Origin of the sequence: Bacillus sp. V26 (assembly GCF_034296245.1) — a bacterium.
GTDB lineage: Bacteria > Bacillota > Bacilli > Bacillales > Bacillaceae > Bacillus > Bacillus halotolerans.
Window position 1 is genome coordinate 103,690 of sequence record NZ_JAXKQF010000008.1, and the last position, 25,747, is coordinate 129,436.

Sequence of the window (25,747 nt, forward strand, 5' to 3'; positions counted from 1 at the left end):
CCGAAAGCGAGATACCTCAGAATTTTTATATTAAATTGTTTTTGTCTTCACGCTCAGAAAATAAGGTAACAAGCAAGTCAGTATGTTAAAGTCTGTACTGGAATTCCATTGCCTCCTGTCTCGTATAATGAGAATAGGGGGCTTTTTTTGTATAAGGGTATGCTTAAATGGAGGGATTTATTTGAATATTGAGCTGCAAGAAATAGATATGTTACAGGCGGATTCTGGTCCTTATGGGATAGCGGTCTCTCGTGAAGGAAATGTATGGTTTACTCAACATAAAGCAAATAAAATCAGTTGTCTTCATCAAAATGGAACAATCAAAGAATTCATTGTTCCAACTCCTGATGCACGAGTGCTGTGTTTGACCATATCTTCAATAGGTGATATTTGGTTTACTGAAAATGGGACTGATAAAATTGGAAGGCTTTCAGAAACGGGCGTATTTACAGAGTACCCATTACCTCATCCAAATTCAGCGCCATATGGAATTGCTGAAGGTCTTAACGGTGATATTTGGTTTACTGAAATGAATGGAAATCGCATAGGGAGATTGACAGCAGAAGGGGTGATTCATGAATACGAACTGCCGAATAAAGAATCATATCCTTCTTTTATTACGTTGGGGCCCGATGACTCACTTTGGTTCACTGAAAACCAAAACAATGCGATCGGCAAGATAACCCGTTCAGGAGAAATAACGGAATACCCAATCCCAACACCGGGAGCAGCGCCAGTAGGTCTTGCCAACGGAAATGATGGTACCCTTTGGTTTACAGAAATAATGGGAAATAAAATAGGAAGGATCACGATGTCCGGCGAAATAACGGAATATGATATTCCTACACCAAATGCCCGGCCTCATGCTATTGCTGCGGGAGTCGAATCGGATTTATGGTTCACTGAATGGGGAGCAAATAAAATAGGAAGATTGACGAAAGAGAGAGCCTTTGAAGAATATACAATCAAAACCTCTAATGGCGAACCTCACGGAATTGGCTGTGACAAAGAAGGCAGTGTATGGTTCGCATTAGAATGCAATAAAATCGGAAAGCTGCGTTTACTGAAATCAAGAGAAAGTGCTGAAAGTATTTAAAAAGCATACCAAGAACAGAACATAGTATGCTTTTTCACTTTTGCGTGAAACGCCATAATGTTACATGAATTGAAGTCTCGTCAATGTAGCTTTTCAACAGCTTAAGTATTTATAGCTCTTTTACCATGACCTTCTCGCCATTAAAATCGAGCTCACCGTTAAATGTAAAGCCGAATTTTTGATACAGGCGCAAAGCATGAATGTTGTTCTCAAAAATGCTTAAATACATTCTGTTACATGTATATAGCTCAGCAAGGTGATAAATAAGAGCTTCAAGCATCATGCTCCCTAATCCTTGACCTTGAAAACGCTCGTCAATGAAAAATCGGTCAAGCCACACTCTGCCGTTTTTATTTTCTTCATCAAACTCAGGAAACCATCCATACATAGCAAAACCGACTAACTCTCCTTCGTAATAAAGTCCAGCAGGTTTATAATACTGACATTCTGATGCATCCTCTAGACATTGCTTGGTTGATTCTATATATGATATTTGGCTTTTGTGAACATGAAGAGACAGAATAGATTCACGATTCTCTTCAGTTACCGCCTTTATCTCAATACTCATAGCCATTCTCCTTTTTTCTCTTTTTCTGAAAAGGACAGAAGATTTTCAGATCCATAACGTTGTTACGCTTTCATCCACATCATGTAGTCTTATAAGGAACAATGAGTTCTGCAGTTAATCCCCTTACTTTACAATTTGCACAAAAACCTTAATTAAATACTTTTCATAGCCCTGATAGCTCATCTAACATCACTTTTTCGGTAGAAGAATTCTTGTAATTTTATATTTTTGTCGCGGCAGCTGAGGAGCTGCTCTTTTTTTTGTAAACCTGTATGAGAGGTCTTGCAATACACTAGGTGCTCATTCATGGTGAGTTTCTTCTTTTTGATGAATGAACAGTAGATTTTCTGCGCATAAATCCAATTTTTCCGGAAGTTTCGGTAAAAAACGAAACTTTTAGCGCTTTTATTTTACTTTATAATGTAAGCGGTTTCTCATGTAGTATACTTATACTATTAGTACATCATTTGAGTGAAACACAGGAAGGATAGAAAAACAGATGAGATACATGAATACTAGACAAAAAGACATTTTGTATCTGTTGTTATCTGAACCTGATGACTATTTGGTCGTGCAAGATTTTGCCGACAGGGTAAAGTGTTCTGAAAAAACGATCAGGAATGATCTGAAAACGATCGAAGGTTATCTGCATGAACATTCTCCTGCTCAGCTCATTCGCAAACCAGGATTAGGTGTCTATTTAAATATAGAAGAACATGAAAGGGCCCGGTTAACTCAACAACTAGGTACTGAACATTTTGGCTCAAAGCACCAGTCCGATGAAGAAAGAATTCTGCAAATCGCTTATCAATTATTAATGAACACAAAACATGTTTCAGCAAAAGAAATTGCCGCTCAGCATTTTTTGAATAAGTCTTCCATCAAAAGGGATTTACATGAAATTGAAGAATGGCTGAAGCGGTTTGATCTCAAATTGGTGTCAAAGCAGCGGCTCGGTTTAAAGATCGAAGGAAATGAAAGAAATAAAAGAAAAGCCTTAGCCAGAATCTCTGATTTGATTGATAACCCAGAGTTTACAAGTCAATTTATCAAAAGCAAGTTCTTAAGTCATGAAGTGATATGTGTGTCAAATGAATTCAAAACATTGCAAAAGCACCATTCTATCTATTTCACAGATGAAACGTTCGAGAATCTATTATTGCATACATTGCTGATGATACGCCGAATCAAAATGAAGCAGCCCATCTCGATTTCGCCAACAGAAATGGCAGCAGTAGAAAAGAAGATAGAATATCAATGGGCAATGACATGTTTAAAACGGCTGGAAGCGGTTTTTGCCATCCGCTTCCCTAGAGAAGAAGCCGTGTATGTAACGCTCCATATACTCGGCGGAAAAGTTCGTTTTCGGTCTCGGGAAGAAGAAAAAAAGGTTTTGGAAAATCCCTTGCTTCCCATGGTTGTGCGGCATTTAATCGATCGTGTGTCAGAGCTGAAATTGCTTGATTTTCATAGTGATCAGGATTTGATCAACGGATTGAACATCCATCTTAACACAGTGCTAAACCGGCTGAATTACGATCTTTCTGTATCAAATCCAATGCTAAATGACATAAAAAAAATGTACCCCTATCTGTTTCATATGATCATTGACGTTCTGGAAGACATCAATCAAACGTTTGCTCTTTCTATTCCTGAGGAAGAGGCCGCTTATCTGACATTGCATTTTCAAGCTGCGGTCGAACGTTTGCACCACAGCAGCGAGAAGCGTAAAAAGGCAATCATCGTCTGCCACATGGGCATTGGAATGTCACAATTGCTGCGGACAAAAATTGAACGGAAATTTCATCAAATCGCTGTGAAGGCCTGTATTGCAAAAGCTGATTTAGCAGATTACACAACAAAGCATGGGGACATAGATCTTGTCATTGCCACGGTAGCGCTGGAACATGTGCCGATTCCTCATATTGTTGTATCACCGCTGTTGGAGCCTTCTGATGAGAAGAAACTAAGTGCATTTATGGATCAGGTTGACGAATCGCGACGCCAAACACAAAAAACGTTTAAGATGCTGAACAATACGACTCCTTTCTTAGTTTTTTTGCAGCAAGAGTCAGTTCATCGCTATAAGCTGATTGAACAAATGGCAATGGTTTTATACGAGAAAGGCTATGTGGAAAAGGAATATGCCATTCATGCTGTGTTGAGAGAAAAAATGTCGGCGACAAACATTGGGGCTGGCATTGCGATTCCTCATGCAAACTCTAAATTTATTAAACAATCAGCCATTGCGATTGCCACATTAAAAGAGCCGCTTGATTGGGGGGCTGAAAAAGTGTCGCTCGTCTTTATGCTGGCTGTCAAACACGAGGATCAAAACATGACAAAGCAATTGTTCCATGAACTGTCATATCTGAGTGAGCAGCCGGCATTCATTCATAAGCTGACGAAAGAAACAAATGTTATGACATTTTTATCTTATTTGAATTATTAAAAGCGGGGCTTTGATGCCCTGCTTTTTTTGTATATGGAAAAATGCCGGTTTTTCCGGAATTAACGGTAAAAAACAGCGCTTTTACAAGCATGATTTTGATATACAGTTGTTACAAGCCTTATGATTCATACTTTAAAGGAGGACTCGTATGAAACTGTTAGCGATTACATCATGCCCGAATGGAATTGCCCATACATATATGGCGGCTGAAAACCTGCAAAAAGCTGCCGACAGATTAGGCGTCCAAATGAAAGTCGAGACCCAAGGCGGAATCGGAGTGGAAAATGAGCTGACCGGTGAGGAGATTCGTGAAGCAGACGCGATTATTATTGCGGCAGACCGCTCGGTAAACAAAGACCGGTTTATAGGAAAAAAACTGTTGTCTGTCGGGGTTCAGGATGGTATCCGCAAACCGGAAGAATTAATTCAAAAAGCACTTAGCGGCGATGTGCCGGTCTACCGTTCAGCTTCAAATTCGGAAGCCGGCAATCAACAGGAGAAAAAACAAAATCCGATTTATCGTCATTTAATGAACGGTGTTTCTTTTATGGTTCCATTCATCGTCGTCGGCGGGTTATTGATAGCGGTTGCATTAACGCTTGGAGGTGAGAAAACACCGAAGGGCTTAGTCATTCCGGATGAATCTTTTTGGAAAACGATTGAACAGATCGGAAGTGCCTCATTCTCATTCATGATCCCGATTTTGGCCGGATATATCGCGTACAGCATCGCTGATAAACCCGGGCTTGTACCAGGAATGATCGGCGGATATATTGCAGCGACTGGGAGCTTTTACGGCAGTGCAAGCGGCGCCGGTTTTCTCGGCGGCATCATCGCCGGTTTTTTGGCGGGGTATGCTGCCCTTTGGATCAAAAAATTAAAGGTTCCAAAAGCGATTCAGCCGATTATGCCGATTATTATTATTCCAGTGTTCGCTTCACTAATGGTAGGTTTGGCGTTTGTGTTTTTGATTGGTGCGCCTGTAGCCCAAATTTTCGAATCTTTAACGGTATGGCTGGCGGGTATGAAAGGTTCGAGCTCCATCCTGCTGGCATTGATTTTAGGCGCAATGATTTCATTTGATATGGGAGGTCCCGTAAACAAGGTGGCATTCCTGTTCGGATCGGCCATGATCGGAGAAGGAAACTATGAAATTATGGGACCGATTGCCGTCGCCATTTGTATACCGCCGATCGGCCTAGGGATTGCAACGTTTTTTGGAAAAAGAAAATTTCAGGAGTCGGAAAGAGAAATGGGAAAAGCATCATTTACCATGGGTCTCTTCGGCATCACTGAAGGAGCCATCCCATTCGCCGCACAAGATCCGCTTCGCGTCATTCCGGGGATTATGGCAGGTTCTATGATTGGTTCTGTGATCGCTATGATCGGCAATGTCGGAGACAGAGTAGCACACGGCGGGCCTATAGTGGCAGTACTAGGCGCCGTTGATCATGTGCTGATGTTTTTTATTGCAGTGATTGCCGGATCTCTTACCACCGCTCTTTTAGTTAATGTACTAAAAAAAGATATTCTGGTTTCTTCACCCGCCGGGCTGAATGAAGCTGCAGCATCGAATGACGTTCCGCAACAGCACAATGAAGCGGAAAGCAGACAGATGGAGAAGACGGATATTAACAAGCTGACAGACATTATGAGTATAGATCTTATTGAACCAACATTATCAGGCGAAACCAGAGATGACATTATCGATGAAATGATTCAAAAATTGTCCCGCACAGGTATGCTGCATTCAGAGAGCGGTTTTAAAGAAGCGATCATGAATCGCGAACAAGAGGGGACAACGGCGATTGGCATGAATATCGCGATTCCGCACGGGAAGTCTGATGCCGTCAAGAAGCCTAGTGTAGTGTTTGGAATCAAACGATCAGGCATTGAATGGAACAGTCTTGATGGATCAGAAGCAAAGTTAATCTTTATGATCGCTGTACCGAAAGATAGCGGAGGGAACCAGCATCTGAAACTGCTGCAAATGCTATCTCGAAAACTGATGGATGACAGCTATAGGGAAAGGCTGCTCTCTGTCCAGACAAAAGAAGAAGCATACAAACTCCTGGATGAAATCATATAAAGCGGGGGATTTTCATGATGACTGAACCGTTATTTTTCAAGCCTGTTTTCAAAGAAAAGATTTGGGGCGGCACCGCTTTGGCTGCTTTCGGCTATGACATCCCGTCAGAACGGACGGCGGAATGCTGGGCTTTTGCAGCACATCAAAATGGGCAAAGCATTGTTCAAAACGGGATATACAAGGGGCTCACGCTCAGCGAATTATGGGAACATCACCAGCATTTATTCGGACATCTGAAGGGGGACCGCTTCCCTCTTCTCACGAAAATTTTGGATGCCAATCAAGACTTATCCGTTCAGGTGCATCCGAAAGATGAGTATGCAAAAACGCATGAAAAAGGAGAGCTCGGAAAAACAGAATGCTGGTATATCATAGACTGCCAAGAAGATGCAGAAATCGTTTATGGCCACAACGCAAAAACAAAGGAAGAACTGATCTCGATGATAGAAGGTGGAAAATGGGACAAGCTCCTGCGCCGCGTAAAGGTAAAACCGGGGGATTTCTTCTATGTGCCAAGCGGCACCGTTCATGCGATTGGGACAGGCATTCTCATTTTAGAGACGCAGCAGAATTCCGATACAACCTACAGATTGTATGATTATGGCCGGAAAGATACAGAAGGCAATTTGCGCGAGCTCCATTTGGAAAAGAGCATAGAAGTGATAGACGTACCATTTGCGCCAGAGCAGCAAACGGTTCAATATAAACAAACAGATGATTTGCACATAGCCGTATTGATTGAGTGCCCTTATTTTTCAGTGGAAAAGTGGGAGTTAACAGGATCGGCAAGTTTAAAACAGCAAAAATCATTCCTTCTTGTCAGCGTCATCGAAGGAGAAGGCCGGATAATCTCCGGCGAGCGTACATATGACTTTAAAAAAGGAGATCATATGTTTCTGTCTTACGGGTTTGGGGAATTCAAACTCGCGGGGGATGCGGAGTGTATCGTATCTAATCTGTAAAATAAAACTTTATGACCAGTTTCACGTTTTAAGTCGATATAGAGAAACCAAAGTGACTCATTTTGAGCTAATTGAATGTTTCAATATAAAAAGATACCAGCTGGTATCTTTTTTCATATTCACTCACTATGACACCCCTTCGATGGTTTCTTTTATCTTATCTGCTATTGGGAGTATGATGTCCAGCAGATTAACTGTAGACAACAATCACGTTGCTTAAGACAACCTATAAAAGCTGCTTCAATTTTATATGGACCAAAAGAGAAGAAAACGAAATGTGTTTCTGAATGATTTGTTTGTAAAAAACAAGCTATCCTATTATAAACGCAGTTTTTTTTATTTCGTGGGCAAAATCATCTTTGGGCTGTCACGTTGGCTATTGCAAATGTTTCTTTCCCCAAACTGAACATTTGATCTGACAAGTTTTATAGGTAAGAATGTAAAGGATGATCTACATGAAATATGATAAAGTATTTTTAATGTGAAGTTGATGAAAGAATATTTTGATAAGAGGTGTATTTATGAAGTTGGATGAATTTGCGATTGGACAAGTATTTCATACAAAGTCTTTTAGGGTAACAAAAGAAAATGTAATGAGGTTTGCGGAAGAATTCGACCCTCAATATATGCATGTAGACGAGGAAAAAGCGAATAAAGGCAGATTTAATGGAATCATCGCTTCTGGCATACAAACGTTAGCCATTTCTTTTAAGCTCTGGATTGAAGAGGGGTTCTATGGCGACGATATTATTGCTGGAACAGAGATGAATCATATTAAATTCATAAAACCCGTGTATCCAGATGATGAATTGCATACAGTCGTTGAGGTAGTGGATAAAAAACCAAAGAAAAGTGGAACGGGAATACTTACTGTATTGTTATTTACTTATAATCATAAAGAAGAAAAAGTATTCGAAGGTGAGTTATCAGTATTGATTAAGCAATAAATAATGTAATAGTAAAGGTTTTTGATCACCAATTGATCAAACGATGAGAGTATAATTAAAATATGCTTTCTTTAGGACTAACAATGTTTAGGGCTCATCTTAGAAAAAACATACCAAATACGATTGGTATGTTTTTTTATTCATTCATGTAATGACATGAAGCAGGGTACCGATACCGTGCATCAAAACAGAAAGGAAATTAGAACTTTTTCATCTCCTTTAACATCTTTATTTTGCTTCCTTTTATGTAGGTGAAACATACCCCGCTGACAGTCACCATTCCGCCTAGCAGTGAAATAAGTGAAGGCATTTCGCCTATCCACATCCAGGAAATCACCAACGTCAAAGCCGGTGTTACATAAAGTGAAATCGTTGCTTCAGCAGCACCGACGATTAAAGTTACATATGCAAGCGCAAAGTATGGGATGACCGTCGGAAATAAGCCTAAGTAAACGATAGACAATGTGGAGTTCATTGAGGCGTTTACAAACTCCCCCCATAAGCCTGGAAGAAAAACAAGCATTGGTAAGGATGCACCCCAAATCGTGAACGTTACAAATGGAATAAAACCATACTTTTTTATATAACGGGCTTGAAAAACAAAATAAATACTCTCTGCAAAAGCTGCCAGCAGAATGAACAGAATTCCTTTCATTGAAAGCGTATGATCTCCTGTCCCTAATGAAATAAATGATACACCCAATAAACTAATGATAGAGCCAATCCATTTAGAAAAACCAAAATGTTCACCAAAAAACAGTCGAGACAACACCGCGGAAAAGATTGGTGCTGTGGTTACGAGTAAGCTTGCAATCCCGGCACTAACTGTTTTTTCACCGATATTAAGCAAAATGTGATAGAGTGCAAAACCTAAAAACCCTAATAATAAGATGACAGGGATATCTTTCATGTCAGGTAAGCGCATGTTAGTCAGCACAGCAAAAAGCAACAATGCCATAGATCCGATTAACAAACGAAATAAAGCAAGGTGTTCGGGTGTGTAATATTCCAGACCTACACGAATTCCCGGAAAAGCTGATGCCCACAAACCGATCATAAGACTGTAAGATATGATGAGTTGAACAGTTTTCTTTTTCATGATTTTCACTCCTTCTTTACAAAAACCAACCAGTTATTTAGTGTGTTTTATACTAATAGAGATTTGATAAAATGGCTTCAACCAGTTACATAATTTTTGACCCAACCACTTTAGTTGAAGGAGACTGCTTTTGATGAGCTTTACAGAAGAAAAAACGGTTAGAAAGCTTCCTAAGTACTTACAAATCATTGATTATATAAAAGAGAAAATAGGTAATGGAGAGTGGCCGATTGGAAGTAAGATTCCAAGCCAGCGCACGCTTGCAAAAGACTTTCATGTAAATCGAAGCACGGTTATCACAGCGTTAGAGGAATTGATAGCAGATGGGTTGATTGAAGGCAGAATGGGAAAAGGGACAGTTGTCATCAACAATACTTGGACACTGTTGGCTAAGAATTCCGCACCCAATTGGGAGAAATATGTAACTTCGGGAATCCAGCAGCCAAGCCGAAGAATTGTTCAAGAGATCAATAAATCAGAATCAAATTCTGATCTTATACAGCTAAGCAAAGGAGAACTTTCAAAAGAGATTTTTCCTTTGTCTGCTATGAAAGAGATTATGGGCAAGGTATCTCAAAACATAGAGGCGTTCGGATATGAGGAACCAAAAGGATACTTGCCTTTAAGAGAGGCATTGAGTGATTATTTAAAAACAATCGGGATTCATGCTTCACCTTCATCCATTCTTATTGTTTCAGGAGCACTGCAAGCCTTACAGCTTATATCAATGGGGCTTTTGCAAAGAGGATCAACTGTTTTTCTTGATCAGCCATCTTATCTTTATTCATTACATGTATTTCAATCAGCCGGAATGAATCTGACCGGACTTCCTATGGATAAAGAGGGGCTTTTGCCAAACCATATTCATATGACAAAGGGGGAACGGGGAAGAGCCATATTATATACAAACCCTTGTTTTCAAAATCCGACTGGTATCTTAATGTCAGAAGAGCGGCGGAAAGAAATTCTTGCCGTAAGCGAAAAAACGCAGCTTCCCATTATTGAAGATGACATATATCGTGAGCTGTGGATAGATGACATTCCGCCATATCCTATTAAAACAATAGATAAAAACGGTCATGTGCTATATGTAGGAAGTTTATCGAAAACGCTAAGCCCGGGCTTAAGGATTGGATGGATCGTCGGGCCAGAGCCAGTGATTGAACGTTTATCTGACATTAAAATGCAGACAGATTACGGATCGAGTTCGTTGTCTCAAAGAGTAGCGGCGGAATGGTTCACATCTGGCCAATATCAGCGGCATTTAGAACGGGTAAGACATCAATTAAAGATAAGAAGGCAATTTGTTACGAGCGCTTTAGAAACCAATATGAAGAATGCAGCTGTTTGGACTATTCCAAAAGGGGGATTCTTTATCTGGTTAAAAATATTGCCTTCGATATCTATGAAATTACTTTATAAAAAAGCCTTAACAAAAGGGATTCTTCTCAATCTTGGCAGTATTTATGCTCAGGAAAAAGGCAATTATATTCGCTTGTCATACGCTTATGCATCCCTTGAAGATCTTCAAAAGGGAATTTATGAATTAAGTTTGATCATTAAGGAGCTGGCCAGTAAATAAATATGCATTCAATGTTGAGAACCTATCTATCAAAAAACATACCAAACAATGTTGGTATGTTTTTATTTTTATACGTTCTTAGAAATTATAAGATGAATATGCAGAGGAGTAGGGATCTCCTCATCATACTGACTGTTCTAAAAAACAGAAGTGTCCTTAAAAGAGGGGAATTCTTTTACGGGTAGAATAAAAGAGAGAAAGTGATAGGAGGGTACAGTTTGCAGGAGATAAAAAAAGAACAATATAGTGATGCCAAAACATTGATACATCATAAAGAAACAAGTTGCCCGACATTTGTTTATTCAATATTAGAACAAACAGTTCCGGGAGTGGTTTATGCAGATGATCAATCGTTTCTGATAGGAACCAGCTCAGGAATTTATTATGTTGCAGGGGATGAAAGGAATCAAAATGTTAATGAATTTATCGTTGAATTATACAAAAAGAGAGCTAAATCCCAAAAAAGATTTACTCTGTTTTCTCCCAATCGCTCATGGGACAGCGTAGTAAAAACTGTACTGCATGATGAATTGAATCAAATGATGCGATATGCGTTTTCTCAACAAATTTCTGCCAAAAAGGCTTTTCAGCTTCCAAAGGGGTTTACATTAAAAAGAATAAATGAAGATATCATTTCAAGCAGCACTGAATTTCAAAAAGCTTATTATGAGGAGTATTGGGGTTCAGTCTCGAATTTTTTAAAAAACGGATTTGGATTTGCTGTTATGTATGACAATTATGTTGTCAGTGAGTGCACTTCCATATTTCTAGGCGGCGATCGTGCAGAAATGGATATCTATACACGCGAAGAATATAGAGGAATGGGGTTCGCTTATATTGCTGGGAGTAAGTTTATAAATGATTGTCTCGAAAACGGCGTCAGCCCTAGCTGGGATTGTGATGTCAGCAACAAATCATCTATTCATTTAGCAAAAAAACTAGGATTTGAGATATCAACCAAATACTCCATCTTTTTTAAAAAATCAGGTTAAAAAAGACCCTTCTAAGGAAGGGCCTTTTCTTGAGCACCAAGCTGACGGAGAATATCATACTTATTCACATGAACTCTTTTCGCCATTTAAAATGAATATGATTCGCCATCATCCGGCACTAGTACATGAGATGACATGCCTTTTTCATGAATAAAGCCTTTTAATTCTTCTCTGGATAATGCCCAATGGTTGACAGCTTCCATGTGGCTCACGATTATTTTTGCATGAGGGGCAGCTTGATGCGTTTCATGGATATCTTCTTTCCCCATGACGAGAGAGCCGCCCTCAAAGAATTGATTGTTTCCTCCGTTCACTACAATGATTTCTGGCTGGTGTGTATCGATCTCTTCTTGGATCGCATCATACCAAACCGTATCTCCGGCTACATATAACGTTTTCTCGCTTTGGTGTTTGAACACGACACCGCATACAAGACCGGCAAGTTTTAAAATGTCTCCTCTGCCGTGTTCGCCTTTGGTTTTGATTAATTGAATACCATCAAAGTCTGTGTCGGTTGTGAGAATCTCGACATTTTGAAAACCGGCGTTTCTGACTTCTTTCGCATCTTCTTCATTTTGTACAAACATTTTTATGTCTTTTGGCAACATGTCTTTGGCTGCATCATCAAAGTGATCTAAATGCAAATGAGTGACAATGACTGCATCAAGATTGTTGATGATATGATCCACTGATGTCGGCAAGCTGACTAAAGGATTTTTTTGGTCTTGTCGTGGTGAATTTGGGAATGGCGGATAAGTGCCCTTTTCTGCTAACATTGGATCTATTAAAAACGTTTTGCCTGCATATTCGACAACAAGTGTGGCATTACGAATTTGTTGAATGTTCATATTAAAACCCCTTTTCTTTGATATATGTATAGCTTATACTATGACCAATCGCCAAATACATGGATGAAATCAAGTCTTTTGGCCGTTTTACTTGAATGTTGAAAGAACCTATTACACATGAACATCGAACGGGCTAGAGTGCATCCTGATTGAAGAGAATGCAGGAGACAACCAAAATAGTACGCGGGTTTTAAAAAAGTGAATGTGTTTTTGGAACTCGGACATAGGTGCCAATTTCCTTAGCGCATACGATGTTTTCATTTGTTTTTGAAAGGATAGGGTATGATGTTGGATCACACGGATATGCAAATCATAGAAGAATTATCTAAAAACAGCCGTATTACAATGAAAGAATTAGGAGAGAAAGTTCATTTGACGGGCCAAGCCGCTGCATCCAGGGTTGCCAAATTAGAAGATAACGGAGTGATTGAGGGTTATACCATTAAAGTGAATCAAGACAAATTGGGATATTCTATCCATGCCTTGATTAATATCTATACAAAAAGCACGCACCATCAGCCTTATCTTTCCTTTATCAAAACGCAAGAGACATACGTCATCAATAATTATAAAATCAGCGGGGATGGCTGTTATCTTCTGGAATGCAGATTTCCCTCTAACGAATTGCTGGATGAATTTTTGGTAGGCTTAAATCAGCATGTAAACTATAAATTGTCTATTATTATTAATAACATGCAACAACAATAAAAATGCATAAGTAAGAATATATAAATGCTAAAAAACCAAGGGTGTCAGCCTTTGGTTTTTGTTATAAGGCGGAAGGATACTGAAGTGATGAAGACATTTAATCAGACTGTGGCGAATCATCCGCAATTGGAATCCATTCCTTATTCCAATTAGTGATTAACAAATTACGAATATCATCTGGATCTGTGGAGTTCTTTGGAACAGGAAGGCGCTGCACCAGCTGTTCAACTGAATGGCCGACAATGATGAAAAAAGGCACACAAAGACGTCCAATCACAGGCGTCTTTTTTTAATGCAGCTTTTTAGGACTGGGATTTACATTTTCATGATCGATTTCATCAAATAAACTTCGGTTCTTTGAATGGGAGGGCTGAACATCTTCTTTGATAAAGTCGGGGTGAATGATCTTTTTTAAATCCCTGACTGTTAAAGGCTTGGCTTCATCAATTAATTCTAAGCCTAATAGGCCGTTTGCTTCTAACGTCGCCTTTTTGACATCCTGTAAAGTAGAAACGCCGTGCAGCCTCAATTGCATTTCCAGCTGATCTAACGTCAGTCTCATTCTCTTTAAATTGTCTAAATGTAATTGGCCATCTTCAATGATAATTGTCGCTTTCCCGGTTAACAGCTTTTCAATCAAATTAGACTTTAGCTGAATCCATTCCATAAAAAGGAGTGAGAGCGTAAAAATGACAGCTGCAACTAGTGTTTTTAATAGGCTGTTTTCGATGATCGGCTGAACAATGATGGTTCCGATCGAAATCATGACAACTGTTTGTGCCGAGGTCATTTGCGCAATTGATTTTCTTCCTGAAATTCTAAGCAAAATCACACCAGATATTATGAGGACAAATGCTTCCCAAGTAAAACTCATCCTACCACCTGACCAGTAATGTAAAGGATTATAACGCCGGAGGCTAACTGCAGAGCGTCTTTGACCATTTGAACGTTAATATATCCGAAAGCCTGGTTGTTCATTCAGCATGATGAATGACTTTGTATGTTGCCAAGCTGCCCGCATGAGAATAAACAGCGATAAAGTTGCCTTACAGCGGTTCGCGTTCCAAGCGGCTTAGAGCAGGTGAAAGATTTGTCTTACAATTTTGGACAGGTTGTATAAAAATAAAGCAGATATATGGACATTCTCAAGGCTGGTCCAGTATATTTCAGGCAGGTAAATACCAATCAGCAGGAGGAATGGGATGAAAGAGGTTACTGAATTACTATCACTGAATGCAATAGAGAATTTTATAAACCGTCACCAGTTAAGTTTTATCTATATATCAAGATCAAGCTGTACAGTATGCCATGCAGTTTTGCCGCAGCTCAGAGAATTGCTGGAACAGTTTCCGCATATCAAACTAGGACACGTAAATGCTGACAGGGTGGAGGAGGTTGCCGGCAGATTTTCGGTCTTCACCGTACCTGTTCTTCTTTTATTTATTGAGGGTACTGAATTTCTGAGAGAAGCGCGTTTCGTGCATTTTGAACAGCTGGAACAGAAATTAAAAAGAGTTTATCAATTATATGAGGAATAAAATGTGCAGCTAAACGAACATGGCATCAAGTCATGTTCGTTATGTTTTTATGAAGGAAGCAGCTGAATATGAAATTCATTGACATAAAATCCAAATGCATGAAATAATACTCATGAGTAATATTACTAAAAAGTATCTTTTTGTGGAGGCTGATCCGATGTGAAAAGCAGAAAAGGACGTAAAGGGGAGGAGAGCCGGAAACGATTGCTCAAAGCTGCTGCACATGAATTTTCGATTCGGGGATTTCATGAAACGAAGGTAAGTGCCATAGTGAAAAGAGCCGGACTGACGCAGCCTTCCTTTTATCTGTACTTTCAAAGTAAAGAAGCCATCTTTGAGGAGTTAATCAACGATTTCCACTCTCGCTTAAGAAAGCTGACAGGATCACTTCTCCTGGAAACCGGATTACATGGGAACGATGTAACAAACAGAGTGCTCTCTGCTGTGGAAGCTGTTTTTCAGTTTCTTGCGGAGGATAAGGATTTAACAAGGATCGGTTTTTTTCTCAACCCAGAAGCGAAACAATTGAAACAAGATGTGGCGATGGTTTTGAAAGACAACTTAGAAGCAGAACAACGCCTTGGCTATTTTCGTTCCGAATTGGAAATGGAAACCGTGGCGGAATGCTTGATTGGCATGATTGAACATTTGACCGATTCATATTTGTTAACCGGAATCAAAGATCCGGCAAGTCTCGCCGAGCAGGTTGTCAATCTCTTAATATACGGGATGCTTCCAAAAGGGAGTGACGCAAGATGATATCTATGATCATGAAAGCCAGTTTGGCAGCTTTTATGCTCGCGGGAGGCATCATAAAGGTGTTCCGTGTGCCCTTTCAAGTGGAGCATTGGCGGCATTATCAATATCCGTTATGGTTTCTTACTGTTACTGGTATTCTTGAAATAGCGGGGGCATTTGCTATGACAGCGGGAATTTGGAATCGGTATGCAGCATTTGGAGCAGGCGTCCTGTTTGTCGTTCTCATGGCGGGAGCGGTTCATGCACACATTGTTCGAGCGCGCCAATCGGTTCTCATGACGATACCCGCAATAATCTGTTTGATTGTTTCTATCATTATAATCATTTGGGAGTCCACATAAGCTATTCACTTAACAAACCAATTTGCAGGAGACCTCCTTCTCTTATCGAATAATAGAAATAGATCTTCATTTGTACGTTATTCGTCCGGCACCAGCTGGACTTTTTTTTCATAAAGGAGGAATACAGGATGGCGTTAACTTTGGAAGACATGACTGTGGAGGAGTTCGAAGCATTTCGAGGGATGTCCGTGCAAAATTATGCGAAACAAAACATACAATCGGGAACTTGGACGGAAAAAGAGGCGCTTGAGAAATCGGAACAGGCATATGAGAAAATGATTCCGAATGGACGAAACAGCAGCAATCATTTCTTTTGGAACATCACAAATGAAGAAGGGGAAAGGATGGGCTGGCTCTGGCTGTATGCTGATCCGCTTCATCCGCAAAAGGAAGCGTTTATCTATTCCTTTGGATTGTATGAAGCCTTCCGCGGTAAAGGGCTGGCTCAATTGGCGCTTCAAACGCTGGATGAAAGGGCAAGAGAGCTTGGGGCGGAAAGACTTGCTCTCCATGTGTTTGCGCATAACGAGACAGCCGTCTATCTTTATCAGAAGATGGGATATGCCATGACCAATATACGTATGCGGAAACAGCTGTGCTGATAATAGCAGCTTATTTAAGCGGTTTCCCAAACACAATATGCCAATGCAGATGCTTAGAGTCCTGGTTAGATCCTAAGGTGGTGATCACACGGCATGCACCTTTTTCATCCAGGGTAATCATGAGGAGATATGTTTCTTCGGGACAGCCACAATATGGACTGGATAAAAAGGGTTTGTAAGACAATAAGCCAATACGTTATCTGCCTCTTAATACCTTATTTGCTTCGTTTTGCCGCTAAATACCGTCATCACAGTAAAAGTCTTCAGTCATATGATCCATCCTCACTTTGTTGTATTTACGAGAAGTTTCCATCTGAACGATCAGGGGCCGCACACCCTTGGTATTTTTTTCTCCTGAACCCTTAGTCATTGCAGGCTTGATCGACAGGCTAAAGGAGAGGTCTGCTTAAACACAGAAAAAAAGATTGACCTCAAAAATGTAAGGGGTTACAATTGAAACCAATTAGGAAAGACTTTCCCTATCTTAAACGTATTTAGAAATATTTTTAGGGGTTATTTTTTATTCTATAATGATATTAAAGAGAAAGACTTTCCTTATTTTCGCAGAATGGGAGTGGTACTGATGGGAAATGTACAGGTTGGGCTATTAGGTGCGGGACGGATGGGAGCTTTTCACGGAGAAAGTATTGCGTTCCGTGTGAAAGGAGCAGATTTGTATGCGGTTGCAGATCCGGTTCCGGGGAATGCAGAAGCATTTGCAAAAAAGCTCGGCTCAAATATTAAAGCGTTTACGGATCCGTTAGACATGCTGGAGCATCCGGATATTGATGCGGTCATCATTGCGTCGCCAGCAAAGACGCATGCCGCAAACATTATTGCAGCGGCAAAGAAGGGGAAAGCTGTATTTTGCGAGAAACCGATGGCTGTTACGCTGGAAGAAGCGGATGAGGTCATCAGAGCAGTAAATGAAGAATCTGTTCCGCTCCAGGTCGGTTTTAACAGACGTTTCGCTAAAGGCTTTCGCAGTGCATATGAAGAAATCCGTGCAGGAAAAATCGGCACACCACAGTTAATGCGTTCCATCACGCGAGATCCGGCACTCGGCGATCCGACTTCAATTCCTCAATGGACGATATTTTTAGAGACGCTGATTCATGATTTTGATACCTTACTCTTTCTCAATCCAAATGCAAAGCCAATTGAAGTCTATGCCGCGGCTGATGCGCTTGTCAGACCTGATTTTAAAGACAAAGGATTTTTGGATACTGCAGTTGTCACGGTTAAATTTGATAACGGAGCGATTGCAACGGCGGAAGCGAATTTCCAAGCCGTTTATGGATATGATGTCCGCGGAGAAGTGTTCGGATCTGAAGGCATGCTGACCATCGGAGATATCCGCCATACAAACATGACAAGGTATAACAAAGACGGAGTCAGCTACAACACGATTCGCTACGATCAGGACTTATTATTTGATGCTTATGTTGATGAGTTACAATCATTTGTGGATGCCGTTCGAAATCATAAGCCAACCTTAGTTACAGGCGAAGATGCGCGTGCAGCACTTGCCATTGCCGCAGCTTGTATAGAATCTTGTAAAACGAAGCGGCCTGTTACACTAAAAAACGGAGTGCCGCAAACGGTTTGAGTTTCTGATAGAAGAAGCGCCTTTTTAAAAAGAAATTCTGGTAAGCATTCGTTTATACTAGAGAGGATCTATTTTATAAAGGTGGCCTTCTTATGAAAACAACCATTTATGATGTTGCGAAGGAAGCAAACGTTTCAATCTCTACGGTTTCAAAGGTTCTTAATAACACCGGGAATATAAGTGAAAAAACGAAAAATAGAATTTGGAAAGTGATTGAGGAGCTTCAATATCAGCCAAGTGTTGTGACTTCAGCGAGAAAAATGATGAAGACCATCGGGCTGCTTATTCCTGACATCGCCAATCCGTTTATGGCCGAACTGGCCAGAGCCGTGGAGGACAGCGGCCGTAAAAAGGACTTCAGTGTCATCATATGCAGTACGGACAATAATTCGCTGAGAGAAGAAGAATATATCACCATGCTGAAGCAAAAGCATGTAGACGGCATTATTGTGGCGACAGGTCTCAAAAACAGTCAGGCGATACGCGAGCTGATTGAAAGCTACATGCCGGTTGTCATGCTGTCGAGAGATATACCGCATCTGCCTGTAGACACTGTAGTGGCGGATGATTTTAAAGGGGGATACGAGGCAGCTGTCCATTTAGCCCATTTAGGGCATACAAACATTGCTGTCATAGCAGAAAAGATTAACAATACATCAATCAAAAATCGTGTCATCGGCTTTAAAGAAGGACTGCAGGTTTCAGGAATCCAAATCGATGAATCAGCTATTCTGGACTGTCCATATGACTTGTCAGCCAGTAAAGACATCAGTTTAAAGCTGCTTAATCAAAAACATAGGCCGACGGCTGTCTTTGTGACGACTGAGCTGCTTGCTTTAGGCGTTTTGCAGGCTGCAAGGCAGCTTCATATTTCTATTCCTTCATCCCTTTCTCTAATTGGGTTTGACAACAGCATCCTTGCAAAGATCAGTGATCCCCAATTGACGACTATCGCACAGCCGACTGAAGAAATGGGAGAAAAGGCAATTGAACTGCTGATGGACGGCATGGCCGATTCAAAACAAAAGAAAGTGATACAGCGCGTGATGCTGTCTCCTTCATTAATCGTGCGGGATTCAACGGCGTCACTGTTATGACCCTGTATTTTGGGGGATCTTTCTCTTAAACGAAGGGATCTCCCCTACTTAAACGTTAAATACAATCAGTCGGAGGTGTCTTGATGACATCCAAAAAGGCCTATATCAGTCTTATTTATTTTTTCGGGGCATTAGGAGGTTTGCTGTTCGGGTACGATACGGGTGTAATATCCGGCGCGCTGCTGTTTATTAGAGAAGACATGGAGCTGACTCCATTTTTAGAAGGATTGGTTGTCAGCGGAGTACTGATTGGCGCTTTAGCCGGGGCAGCCTTTTGCGGAAGATTTTCCGACCGCTATGGCAGGAAAAAAACAATCATCTGGCTCGGTGTGCTTTTTACAATTGGAGCCATTGGAACAGGCTTAGCTCATAATATCGGAATATTGTTACTATTCAGAATAGAATTAGGTGTAGCAGTTGGAGGAGCTTCGGCAATTGTTCCTTTGTATCTGTCAGAAATGGCGCCTGCCGCGATCAGAGGCAGAATCGCTTCATTGAATACATTGATGAATTCTTTCGGGATTCTCATGGCGTATATTGTAAACTTTGTTTATTCATCTTCGGGCAGGTGGGATCTGATGCTCCTATTAGCAGTGATTCCCTCCTTCATTCTCATGGCCGGCATGTTTTTTATGCCTGAAAGCCCGCGATGGGTGCTGCAGAAAAGAAGTGAGGATGAAGCACGCCATATTTTGCTTCTGACGAGAGATCCGAGAACAATCGATGCTGAGATCCGCAGTATGAAGGAGATTAAGACGAAGGAACGTGTTTCCATATCAACATTATTATCCCCGACAATCAGGCCGATCTTATTTATAGGTATTGGGGTCGCCATCTTTCAGCAAGTAATAGGCACGAATACGATTATTTATTATACACCGACCATCTTAGAAAATGCGGGGTTCGGCGCTTCCAGTGCCATTGCAGGAACCATTGGCATCGGCATTATCAATGTCTTATTTACGATTATCGGCTTGCTGCTGATTGATATGATAGGGCGAAGAAAGCTCATGCTGATCGGCAATGTCGGAATGTCTTTGGCACTTGGTATTTTGGGCATCAGTACGCTGTTCTTTCATGCACCCGATTGGCTGCTGTTATCCTGCTTATGCTTGTTTATGGTAGCGTATTCAGCGAGCTGGGGAATGGTCGTTTGGGTTGTGCTGGCTGAAATTTTCCCGTTGCAGGTCAGGGGAACGGCGCTGGGAATTTCCAGTACCTGTCTGTGGCTGGCAAATATTGCAGTGTCGCTGTCCTTCCCGCTGCTTTTAGATCTGATAGGTACAGGTGCTTTATTTCTCATGTACGGCGCCATTGGTGTACTTGCCTTTCTCTTTGTTTATCAATATGTGCCGGAGACAAAAGGCAAATCATTGGAACAGATTGAAGGAGAAATTATGTCAAAGAATACAGTTTCATCTTTCTAAAAGGGGGATTTCAATATGGGAAGAGAATATGGGTTATGCTTATGGACTTTCGGCAGCGTTCCATTTGAACAAAAATGCCGGCTGGCTGCAGAAATCGGAGTAGATGGGGTTGAGGTCGAAGGGGATATTTCGCTGAATCCGAAAGACATTGCCGAAACATTGGCTGCTCATCAAGTAAAGGTTTTATCGGTAACGCCAAGGAATGTGGATATTTCAAGTGTGAATGAAGAAGTTCGGTCAAAGGCTGTACAGTATTTTTTGGATTTACTGGATTGGGCTGCGGATGCAGGCGCCCCCCGTATCTGTCTTCACGGCGATGTCGGCAAAGTGAGAGGGAGCGGTGATGATACAAGGGATTGGAGTTTACTAGTCAAAAGCGCTAAAAGGATCATGGCTAAAGCGGAGGAATTACAGATTCAGGTGGTATTTGAAGTACTGAACCGATACGAAAATCACCAAGTGGTCACTTGTGAAGAAGCTTTACAATTCATTCGTGATGTCAGCAGCCCCAATCTCGAAGTACTTCTCGATGCGTATCATATGAATATAGAAGAAGCTGATCCTGTAAAGGCCATTAAATTGGCAGGGCAGAAACTCGGCGTCTATCACGTGGCTGATTCAAATCGCCAGGCGATCGGCAACGGCCATGCGAATCTCAAAGAGCAAATCGAAGCGCTTAATTTTATCGGTTATAAAGGCCCGATAATTATGGAGATGGTGGCGGCTGGACCGGATCCGTTTACTCCGGTGAAAGGAAATGCCTATTTGGAAGTAGTGGCAGGGTATTATAAGTCATCATTAGAGACATTAAGGTCATGGGAAGGCTTGAAAATATAAAGAAAAAAGGACAACGGCTGTTGTCCTTTTTAATGCCGCTTGAACATTCCCGCTCAGCTTTTTTTATCTTGATGATCAAGCTCTTTCATCCGTTTCGTAAGCTCATTGAATGCCTGATCCAGCTCCTTGTACCCTTTATCATTTGGCGTCATAAAACTGAGCTTTCCCAGCACTTCTTGTCTTTCTGTCTCAAGCTTTAAACGAAGCTCCTCCCGGTCATTTCTTTCTGAAGGAACGTCATTCAATTGCTTTTCGATACCATTGTTTGAAATAACGAGTTTGCTGTTCGTTGTTTTCTCGAGAAAATAACGGTCGTGTGATACCACAATCAGTGTGCCGCTGTATTGTGACAGTGTTTCTTCCAGCTGTTCGCGTGACGGCAGGTCGAGGTGATTGGTCGGTTCATCTAATATCAGCACGTCTTTTTCCTCTAAGATATAAGCCATCAGCTTGCACTTTACACGCTCGCCCATACTCATATGTTGAATTGGTTCTGTCCATTGAGAAGCGGTAAATCCCAATCGCGTCATGATATTCTGGACATTTCCTCTCGCCTCGAACGTGTCTTGATAAAATAACTCCTCCGGTGTTTGTTCTAAAGGCAAATCAAATACTTCCTGTGTTAAATAACCGATTTTTGCTGATGGTGATATCCACACCTTTCCCTCAGCCGTTTCCTGTCCAAGAATGACTTTCAATAAGGTTGTTTTTCCGCTGCCGTTCGGGCCTGTAATGGCAACCTTTTCTCCGTGCTGAATCGTAAAGCGGGCGTTTTGAAACAGTGTCTTTTCGCCAAATGACTTCGTCAGGTGTTGAACTTCCAAAAACCGTTTTCCTGTTTTATGAGTTGTATCAATTGAAAAACGAACAGTATATTCCGGATCGACAGGCTCAGCCTTTGTTTTTTCGAGTTCTTTTTCAAGCCGCTTTTGTTTCGATTTGATCTGGGCATCTGTGCGCTTTGCTTTTACACGATGGTATTCTTTAAACCCTTCCTTTTTCGTCGATTGTGCGTGAGCTTTTTTTGACCATGAAGTGAGTTCTGTCATTTGTGCTTCAATCCGTTCAATCATTTTCTGCTGCTTTTCATATTCGCGCTGCTGGGTCAGTCTTTTCTCTTTCCGGAACTTCATGTAACCAGAGTAATTCCCTTTGTATTCAGTCAGTGTGTGGTCCTCGATTGACCATATTTTCGTGGCAGCTTCATCTAAGAAATACCGATCGTGTGAAACGAGAATGACAGTGCCGCTAACATTTTTCAGCTGCTGAATGAGAAATTGCAAGCTTATGTCATCAAGATGGTTTGTCGGTTCATCCAGCAGGAAAAGGTCTGCATCCTCTGATAGCCCTTTTGCCAGCCGTGCTTTCAGTTTTTCTCCGCCGCTTAACTGGCTGAAATCACGGGCTGGCACGTTCCATTTCTCCAGCAGTTTCACTTCGGCAGGTGTCTGATTCTCAAAGGAATACGATTCAGTTTCCTGTTCAACCAGCACCGTTTTTAAGCCGTGCTGCATCCATTGGATTTGTCCCTGTGACGGAATTAAGTCCTTGTTGATGAGATGAAGCAGCGTCGATTTTCCAGCTCCGTTTTTGCCGATAATCCCAATGATATCGCCTTGCTGAACGCTGGCATTTATGTTTTTAAAAACGGTAAGATCCTTCACTTCATAGCTGACGTTTATTAGTTTTAATTGTTCTTTCATCTATATCCCTCGCTTTAAGGGAGAACAAAAAAATCCTCCCAAATGTTTTGGAAGGATTAGCCGTGCCTTTGCCATGATTAAATAAGCTATTCTTCAGAAATAGCGCGTACGTATTTAGAAAATGGGCAGACTAATCCTATTTTTTATGATTTGAAATATGCGATTTCAAACGTTAAAAATAAGATTAGTTAATCATTGTCCACCCATCATCCCTTCTCAATTTATTACAAACAATATAGCATATTTTTCAATTCGAAAGCAAAGGTCATTTTCATCAAAAAAGCTCCTGCTCTCATTTCTGAGGCAGGAGCTTAAAAGGGTTATTGCTGCTTTAATTTTCTTACTTTATAAATCACAATCAGCAAAATAAACCAAACCGGTGTAACAAATAAGGAAACCCGAGTATCCTGTGCTAATGCCAGTACAACAAGGACAAACGCCAGGAACGCCAAAATTAAGTAATTCGTAAATGGATAAAGCGGCAGCTTAAATTTGTTTGCTTTCGCCAATTCAGGTCTTGTTTTACGGTATTTCATATGGCAGATAACAGTAATTCCCCAAATATAGATAAAACATACGGTGGAAATACTTGTGATCAAGGTGAATACGCCTTCCGGCATGATGTAGTTCAATGTGACACCGATTAAAATCACGATAGCTGAAAAGAACAATGCATTTCTCGGTACCTTGCGCGGTGTCAGTTTCGCCATTGATTCTGGCGCATTTTTGTCTTTCGCCAGTGAATAGACCATGCGGCTTGTACTGAATACAGCGCTGTTGCAGGCTGAGGCAGCTGACGTTAATACAACAAAGTTGATAATGCTTGCTGCCCCGACGATGCCGACTGCAACAAAGACCTGTACGAATGGGCTTTCGCTAGGATTGATGACATCCCATGGATAGATGCTCATAATCACAAGAAGCGCCCCAATATAGAAAAGCAGCACCCTTACAGGGATATTGTTGATCGCCTTAGGGATGACTTTTTCAGGGTTTTCTGTTTCACCCGCTGTAAGCCCGACGAGTTCAATGCCGACAAAGGCAAACACAACCATCTGGAACGAGAGGATAAATCCGTGTATTCCATTCGGGAACATGCCTCCGTGGCTCCAGAGATTTGAGAAACTGGAGACACCTGAACTTGTGGAAAAGCCTTTGAAAATCATAAAAAGACCGATCACAATCAGCGCCAAGATGGCAATGACTTTAATTAATGCAAACCAGAATTCCAATTCTCCAAACAGCTTGACGGTAGCCAGGTTCATAATCAGTAAAATAATAAGAGCGATTAAGCCCGGAACCCATTGCGGCACACCGGGAAGCCAATACTGGGTATATAGCCCGACCGCAGTTAAATCGGCCATCGCGATCGAAATCCAGCAGAACCAGTAGGTCCAGCCTGTGATAAATGCGGCCATATCGCCTAAATAATCTTGAACAAAATCAACAAAAGAGTGATAGTTCAGATTAGACAACAGCAGTTCTCCAAGCGATCTCATAATTAAAAAGCAAATGATCCCTGTGATCATGTAAGCAAATAAAATTGACGGTCCTGCAAAGTGTATCGATTTTCCCGAGCCGAGAAACAGGCCTGTCCCAATGGCTCCGCCGATCGCAATAAGCTGGATGTGCCTGTTTTTCAGGCCTCTCGACAGTTTCTGCTGATTTATATTAGGATCTTGCGTCTTGTCGTCTGTCACTTTGTGTGTTCCTCCATTGAAAATTGTTTAAACATGTTTTTAGATACTATTATAACACTAAAATTTCTATCTTTTTTACTATACAGGAAATATGGAAGGAAATTTTAAGGTTTATCGATTCATCACAGGATACGAAAAAAGCGGCTCAATCGTGGGAGCCGCTTTTGTTTACGCCATTTTATGATTTTTTCATATACAGATAAAACCCATAATCAGTCGGAGCAGATGCGTACCCTATCTGACGCAGCATCGCTGTTATGTTGCCGCGGTGATATGTCCCGTGATTTACAACATGCGGCACCAGTTCAGAAGCAGTCGTTTTCATGATTCCGCCGGCGGGATTTTCAATCTGAAGGGGTTTATGGATCTGTTCCTTTTGCTTGAAAAAAGCTGTATATCGCTCGGACAATTTTAGAAACAGGGCTTCCATTTCCGCTAGTTCCTTCGCCACTGTCTGGTCTTTAAGCTGTTCAGCTAATGCCAAAGCATGGTTCATACTTTTTCCGGAAAACACTTCCACCCAGCCGAGATCAGAAAGATAAACATGGGACAATACATGGGATATTGACGGGAACACACTTTGGATCTCCTGACGATAAACCTCCTGTGGAAGCTCTTTTAATCGATTAAACATTTGCTGATGAGCCCATACGTTATATTCATACAATTGTAATGCTAGATCAGACATGTGAATTTTCCCCTTTCGCGTCTATTGTTTCTATTGTATACGAACAAACATTCTTTAGGGAGTTTTCTGTGAATAAAATGTATTGACAGAACATAGTTTAGAG

The 25,747-nt window shown here is 41.1% G+C and carries 24 protein-coding genes and 1 pseudogene; 16 read left to right on the forward strand and 9 right to left on the reverse strand.

Annotated elements, in window-relative coordinates; translation table 11 throughout:
• Nucleotides 1-181: 181 nt before the first annotated feature.
• Nucleotides 182-1,096, forward strand: coding sequence for a Virginiamycin B lyase (locus UJ203_RS19235; RefSeq protein ID WP_322013273.1), 915 nt, complete (start codon nt 182-184; stop codon nt 1,094-1,096).
• A gap of 109 nt (nt 1,097-1,205) precedes the next feature.
• On the opposite strand, the gene UJ203_RS19240 is transcribed toward UJ203_RS19235, so the two are convergent.
• Nucleotides 1,206-1,664 carry a GNAT family N-acetyltransferase gene (locus tag UJ203_RS19240; RefSeq protein WP_105955121.1) on the reverse strand — a complete coding sequence of 153 codons (459 nt, stop codon included), beginning with the start codon at nt 1,662-1,664 and terminating at the stop codon, nt 1,206-1,208.
• Between the two features lie 499 nt (nt 1,665-2,163).
• On the opposite strand from UJ203_RS19240, the gene UJ203_RS19245 reads away from it, so the two are divergent.
• The 4 genes from UJ203_RS19245 to UJ203_RS19260 all read left to right on the forward strand — a co-directional run bounded on the left by UJ203_RS19245 (nt 2,164) and on the right by UJ203_RS19260 (nt 8,114).
• Complete coding sequence (locus tag UJ203_RS19245) at nt 2,164-4,116, forward strand: BglG family transcription antiterminator (protein ID WP_322013275.1); 1,953 nt, start codon at nt 2,164-2,166, stop codon at nt 4,114-4,116.
• Nucleotides 4,117-4,264: 148 nt separating this feature from the next.
• On the forward strand, nt 4,265-6,205 hold the full coding sequence (locus tag UJ203_RS19250; protein ID WP_322013277.1) for a PTS fructose transporter subunit IIABC: 1,941 nt from the start codon (nt 4,265-4,267) through the stop codon (nt 6,203-6,205).
• A 14-nt stretch (nt 6,206-6,219) separates the two neighbouring features.
• Entirely contained in the window at nt 6,220-7,167 is a 948-nt protein-coding gene (gene manA, locus UJ203_RS19255; protein WP_322013279.1) for a mannose-6-phosphate isomerase, class I, read from the forward strand.
• A gap of 521 nt (nt 7,168-7,688) precedes the next feature.
• On the forward strand, nt 7,689-8,114 hold the full coding sequence (locus UJ203_RS19260; protein ID WP_024120353.1) for a MaoC family dehydratase: 426 nt from the start codon (nt 7,689-7,691) through the stop codon (nt 8,112-8,114).
• A 199-nt stretch (nt 8,115-8,313) separates the two neighbouring features.
• Here UJ203_RS19260 and UJ203_RS19265 read toward each other — a convergent pair whose 3' ends face one another.
• Entirely contained in the window at nt 8,314-9,213 is a 900-nt protein-coding gene (locus UJ203_RS19265; protein ID WP_322013282.1) for a DMT family transporter, read from the reverse strand.
• Between the two features lie 133 nt (nt 9,214-9,346).
• Here UJ203_RS19265 and UJ203_RS19270 point away from each other — a divergent pair, with 133 nt between their 5' ends.
• Together UJ203_RS19270 and UJ203_RS19275 are read left to right on the forward strand one after the other, a co-directional pair.
• Nucleotides 9,347-10,795, forward strand: a complete 1,449-nt coding sequence (locus tag UJ203_RS19270; protein WP_105991434.1) for a PLP-dependent aminotransferase family protein — start codon at nt 9,347-9,349, stop codon at nt 10,793-10,795.
• 218 nt (nt 10,796-11,013) lie between these two features.
• Nucleotides 11,014-11,787 (forward strand): GNAT family N-acetyltransferase, encoded by a 774-nt coding sequence (locus tag UJ203_RS19275; RefSeq protein ID WP_322013284.1) that lies wholly within the window; start codon nt 11,014-11,016, stop codon nt 11,785-11,787.
• A gap of 86 nt (nt 11,788-11,873) precedes the next feature.
• On the opposite strand, the gene UJ203_RS19280 is transcribed toward UJ203_RS19275, so the two are convergent.
• Entirely contained in the window at nt 11,874-12,635 is a 762-nt protein-coding gene (locus tag UJ203_RS19280; RefSeq protein ID WP_059291877.1) for an MBL fold metallo-hydrolase, read from the reverse strand.
• Between the two features lie 285 nt (nt 12,636-12,920).
• On the opposite strand from UJ203_RS19280, the gene UJ203_RS19285 reads away from it, so the two are divergent.
• Nucleotides 12,921-13,343: an Lrp/AsnC family transcriptional regulator gene (locus UJ203_RS19285; RefSeq protein ID WP_322013288.1), complete on the forward strand. Its 423-nt coding sequence runs from the start codon at nt 12,921-12,923 to the stop codon at nt 13,341-13,343.
• Nucleotides 13,344-13,440: 97 nt separating this feature from the next.
• On the opposite strand, the gene UJ203_RS19290 is transcribed toward UJ203_RS19285, so the two are convergent.
• Together UJ203_RS19290 and UJ203_RS19295 are read right to left on the reverse strand one after the other, a co-directional pair.
• The gene (locus tag UJ203_RS19290; RefSeq protein WP_322013290.1) at nt 13,441-13,602 is read right to left on the reverse strand and encodes a hypothetical protein; all 162 of its coding nucleotides are present in this window, start codon (nt 13,600-13,602) and stop codon (nt 13,441-13,443) included.
• A gap of 30 nt (nt 13,603-13,632) precedes the next feature.
• A complete protein-coding gene (locus tag UJ203_RS19295; RefSeq protein WP_322013292.1) occupies nt 13,633-14,217 on the reverse strand; it encodes a DUF421 domain-containing protein in 585 nt (194 codons plus the stop codon).
• A gap of 328 nt (nt 14,218-14,545) precedes the next feature.
• Between UJ203_RS19295 and UJ203_RS19300 the strand changes: the two genes are divergently transcribed.
• The 4 genes from UJ203_RS19300 (at nt 14,546) to UJ203_RS19315 (ending at nt 16,583) form a co-directional block, all read left to right on the forward strand.
• Nucleotides 14,546-14,881, forward strand: a complete 336-nt coding sequence (locus UJ203_RS19300; protein WP_059291875.1) for a thioredoxin family protein — start codon at nt 14,546-14,548, stop codon at nt 14,879-14,881.
• A gap of 159 nt (nt 14,882-15,040) precedes the next feature.
• Complete coding sequence (locus tag UJ203_RS19305; RefSeq protein ID WP_322013295.1) at nt 15,041-15,640, forward strand: TetR/AcrR family transcriptional regulator; 600 nt, start codon at nt 15,041-15,043, stop codon at nt 15,638-15,640.
• Nucleotides 15,637-15,981, forward strand: a complete 345-nt coding sequence (locus tag UJ203_RS19310) for a DoxX family protein (RefSeq protein ID WP_322013297.1) — start codon at nt 15,637-15,639, stop codon at nt 15,979-15,981. Before UJ203_RS19305 ends, UJ203_RS19310 begins: the two co-directional genes overlap by 4 nt.
• 128 nt (nt 15,982-16,109) lie before the next feature.
• A complete protein-coding gene (locus UJ203_RS19315) occupies nt 16,110-16,583 on the forward strand; it encodes a GNAT family N-acetyltransferase (protein ID WP_322013299.1) in 474 nt (157 codons plus the stop codon).
• Between the two features lie 10 nt (nt 16,584-16,593).
• On the opposite strand, the pseudogene UJ203_RS19320 reads toward UJ203_RS19315, so the two are convergent.
• Nucleotides 16,594-16,854: pseudogene (locus tag UJ203_RS19320) on the reverse strand (HIT family hydrolase).
• A gap of 312 nt (nt 16,855-17,166) precedes the next feature.
• Here UJ203_RS19320 and UJ203_RS19325 point away from each other — a divergent pair.
• The 4 genes from UJ203_RS19325 (at nt 17,167) to UJ203_RS19340 (ending at nt 21,553) form a co-directional block, all read left to right on the forward strand.
• Nucleotides 17,167-18,192: a Gfo/Idh/MocA family oxidoreductase gene (locus UJ203_RS19325; RefSeq protein WP_322013301.1), complete on the forward strand. Its 1,026-nt coding sequence runs from the start codon at nt 17,167-17,169 to the stop codon at nt 18,190-18,192.
• Between the two features lie 92 nt (nt 18,193-18,284).
• On the forward strand, nt 18,285-19,289 hold the full coding sequence (locus UJ203_RS19330; RefSeq protein WP_322013303.1) for a LacI family DNA-binding transcriptional regulator: 1,005 nt from the start codon (nt 18,285-18,287) through the stop codon (nt 19,287-19,289).
• Between the two features lie 83 nt (nt 19,290-19,372).
• Entirely contained in the window at nt 19,373-20,716 is a 1,344-nt protein-coding gene (locus UJ203_RS19335; protein ID WP_322013305.1) for a sugar porter family MFS transporter, read from the forward strand.
• A 15-nt stretch (nt 20,717-20,731) separates the two neighbouring features.
• Nucleotides 20,732-21,553 (forward strand): sugar phosphate isomerase/epimerase family protein, encoded by an 822-nt coding sequence (locus UJ203_RS19340; protein WP_322013308.1) that lies wholly within the window; start codon nt 20,732-20,734, stop codon nt 21,551-21,553.
• A 53-nt stretch (nt 21,554-21,606) separates the two neighbouring features.
• On the opposite strand, the gene abc-f is transcribed toward UJ203_RS19340, so the two are convergent.
• The 3 genes from abc-f to UJ203_RS19355 all read right to left on the reverse strand — a co-directional run bounded on the left by abc-f (nt 21,607) and on the right by UJ203_RS19355 (nt 25,644).
• Nucleotides 21,607-23,256, reverse strand: coding sequence for a ribosomal protection-like ABC-F family protein (gene abc-f / locus UJ203_RS19345; protein WP_322013310.1), 1,650 nt, complete (start codon nt 23,254-23,256; stop codon nt 21,607-21,609).
• Between the two features lie 320 nt (nt 23,257-23,576).
• Nucleotides 23,577-24,956 (reverse strand): amino acid permease, encoded by a 1,380-nt coding sequence (locus UJ203_RS19350; RefSeq protein ID WP_105955106.1) that lies wholly within the window; start codon nt 24,954-24,956, stop codon nt 23,577-23,579.
• Between the two features lie 178 nt (nt 24,957-25,134).
• Nucleotides 25,135-25,644 (reverse strand): DinB family protein, encoded by a 510-nt coding sequence (locus UJ203_RS19355; RefSeq protein ID WP_322013312.1) that lies wholly within the window; start codon nt 25,642-25,644, stop codon nt 25,135-25,137.
• Between the last annotated feature and the right edge of the window lie 103 nt (nt 25,645-25,747).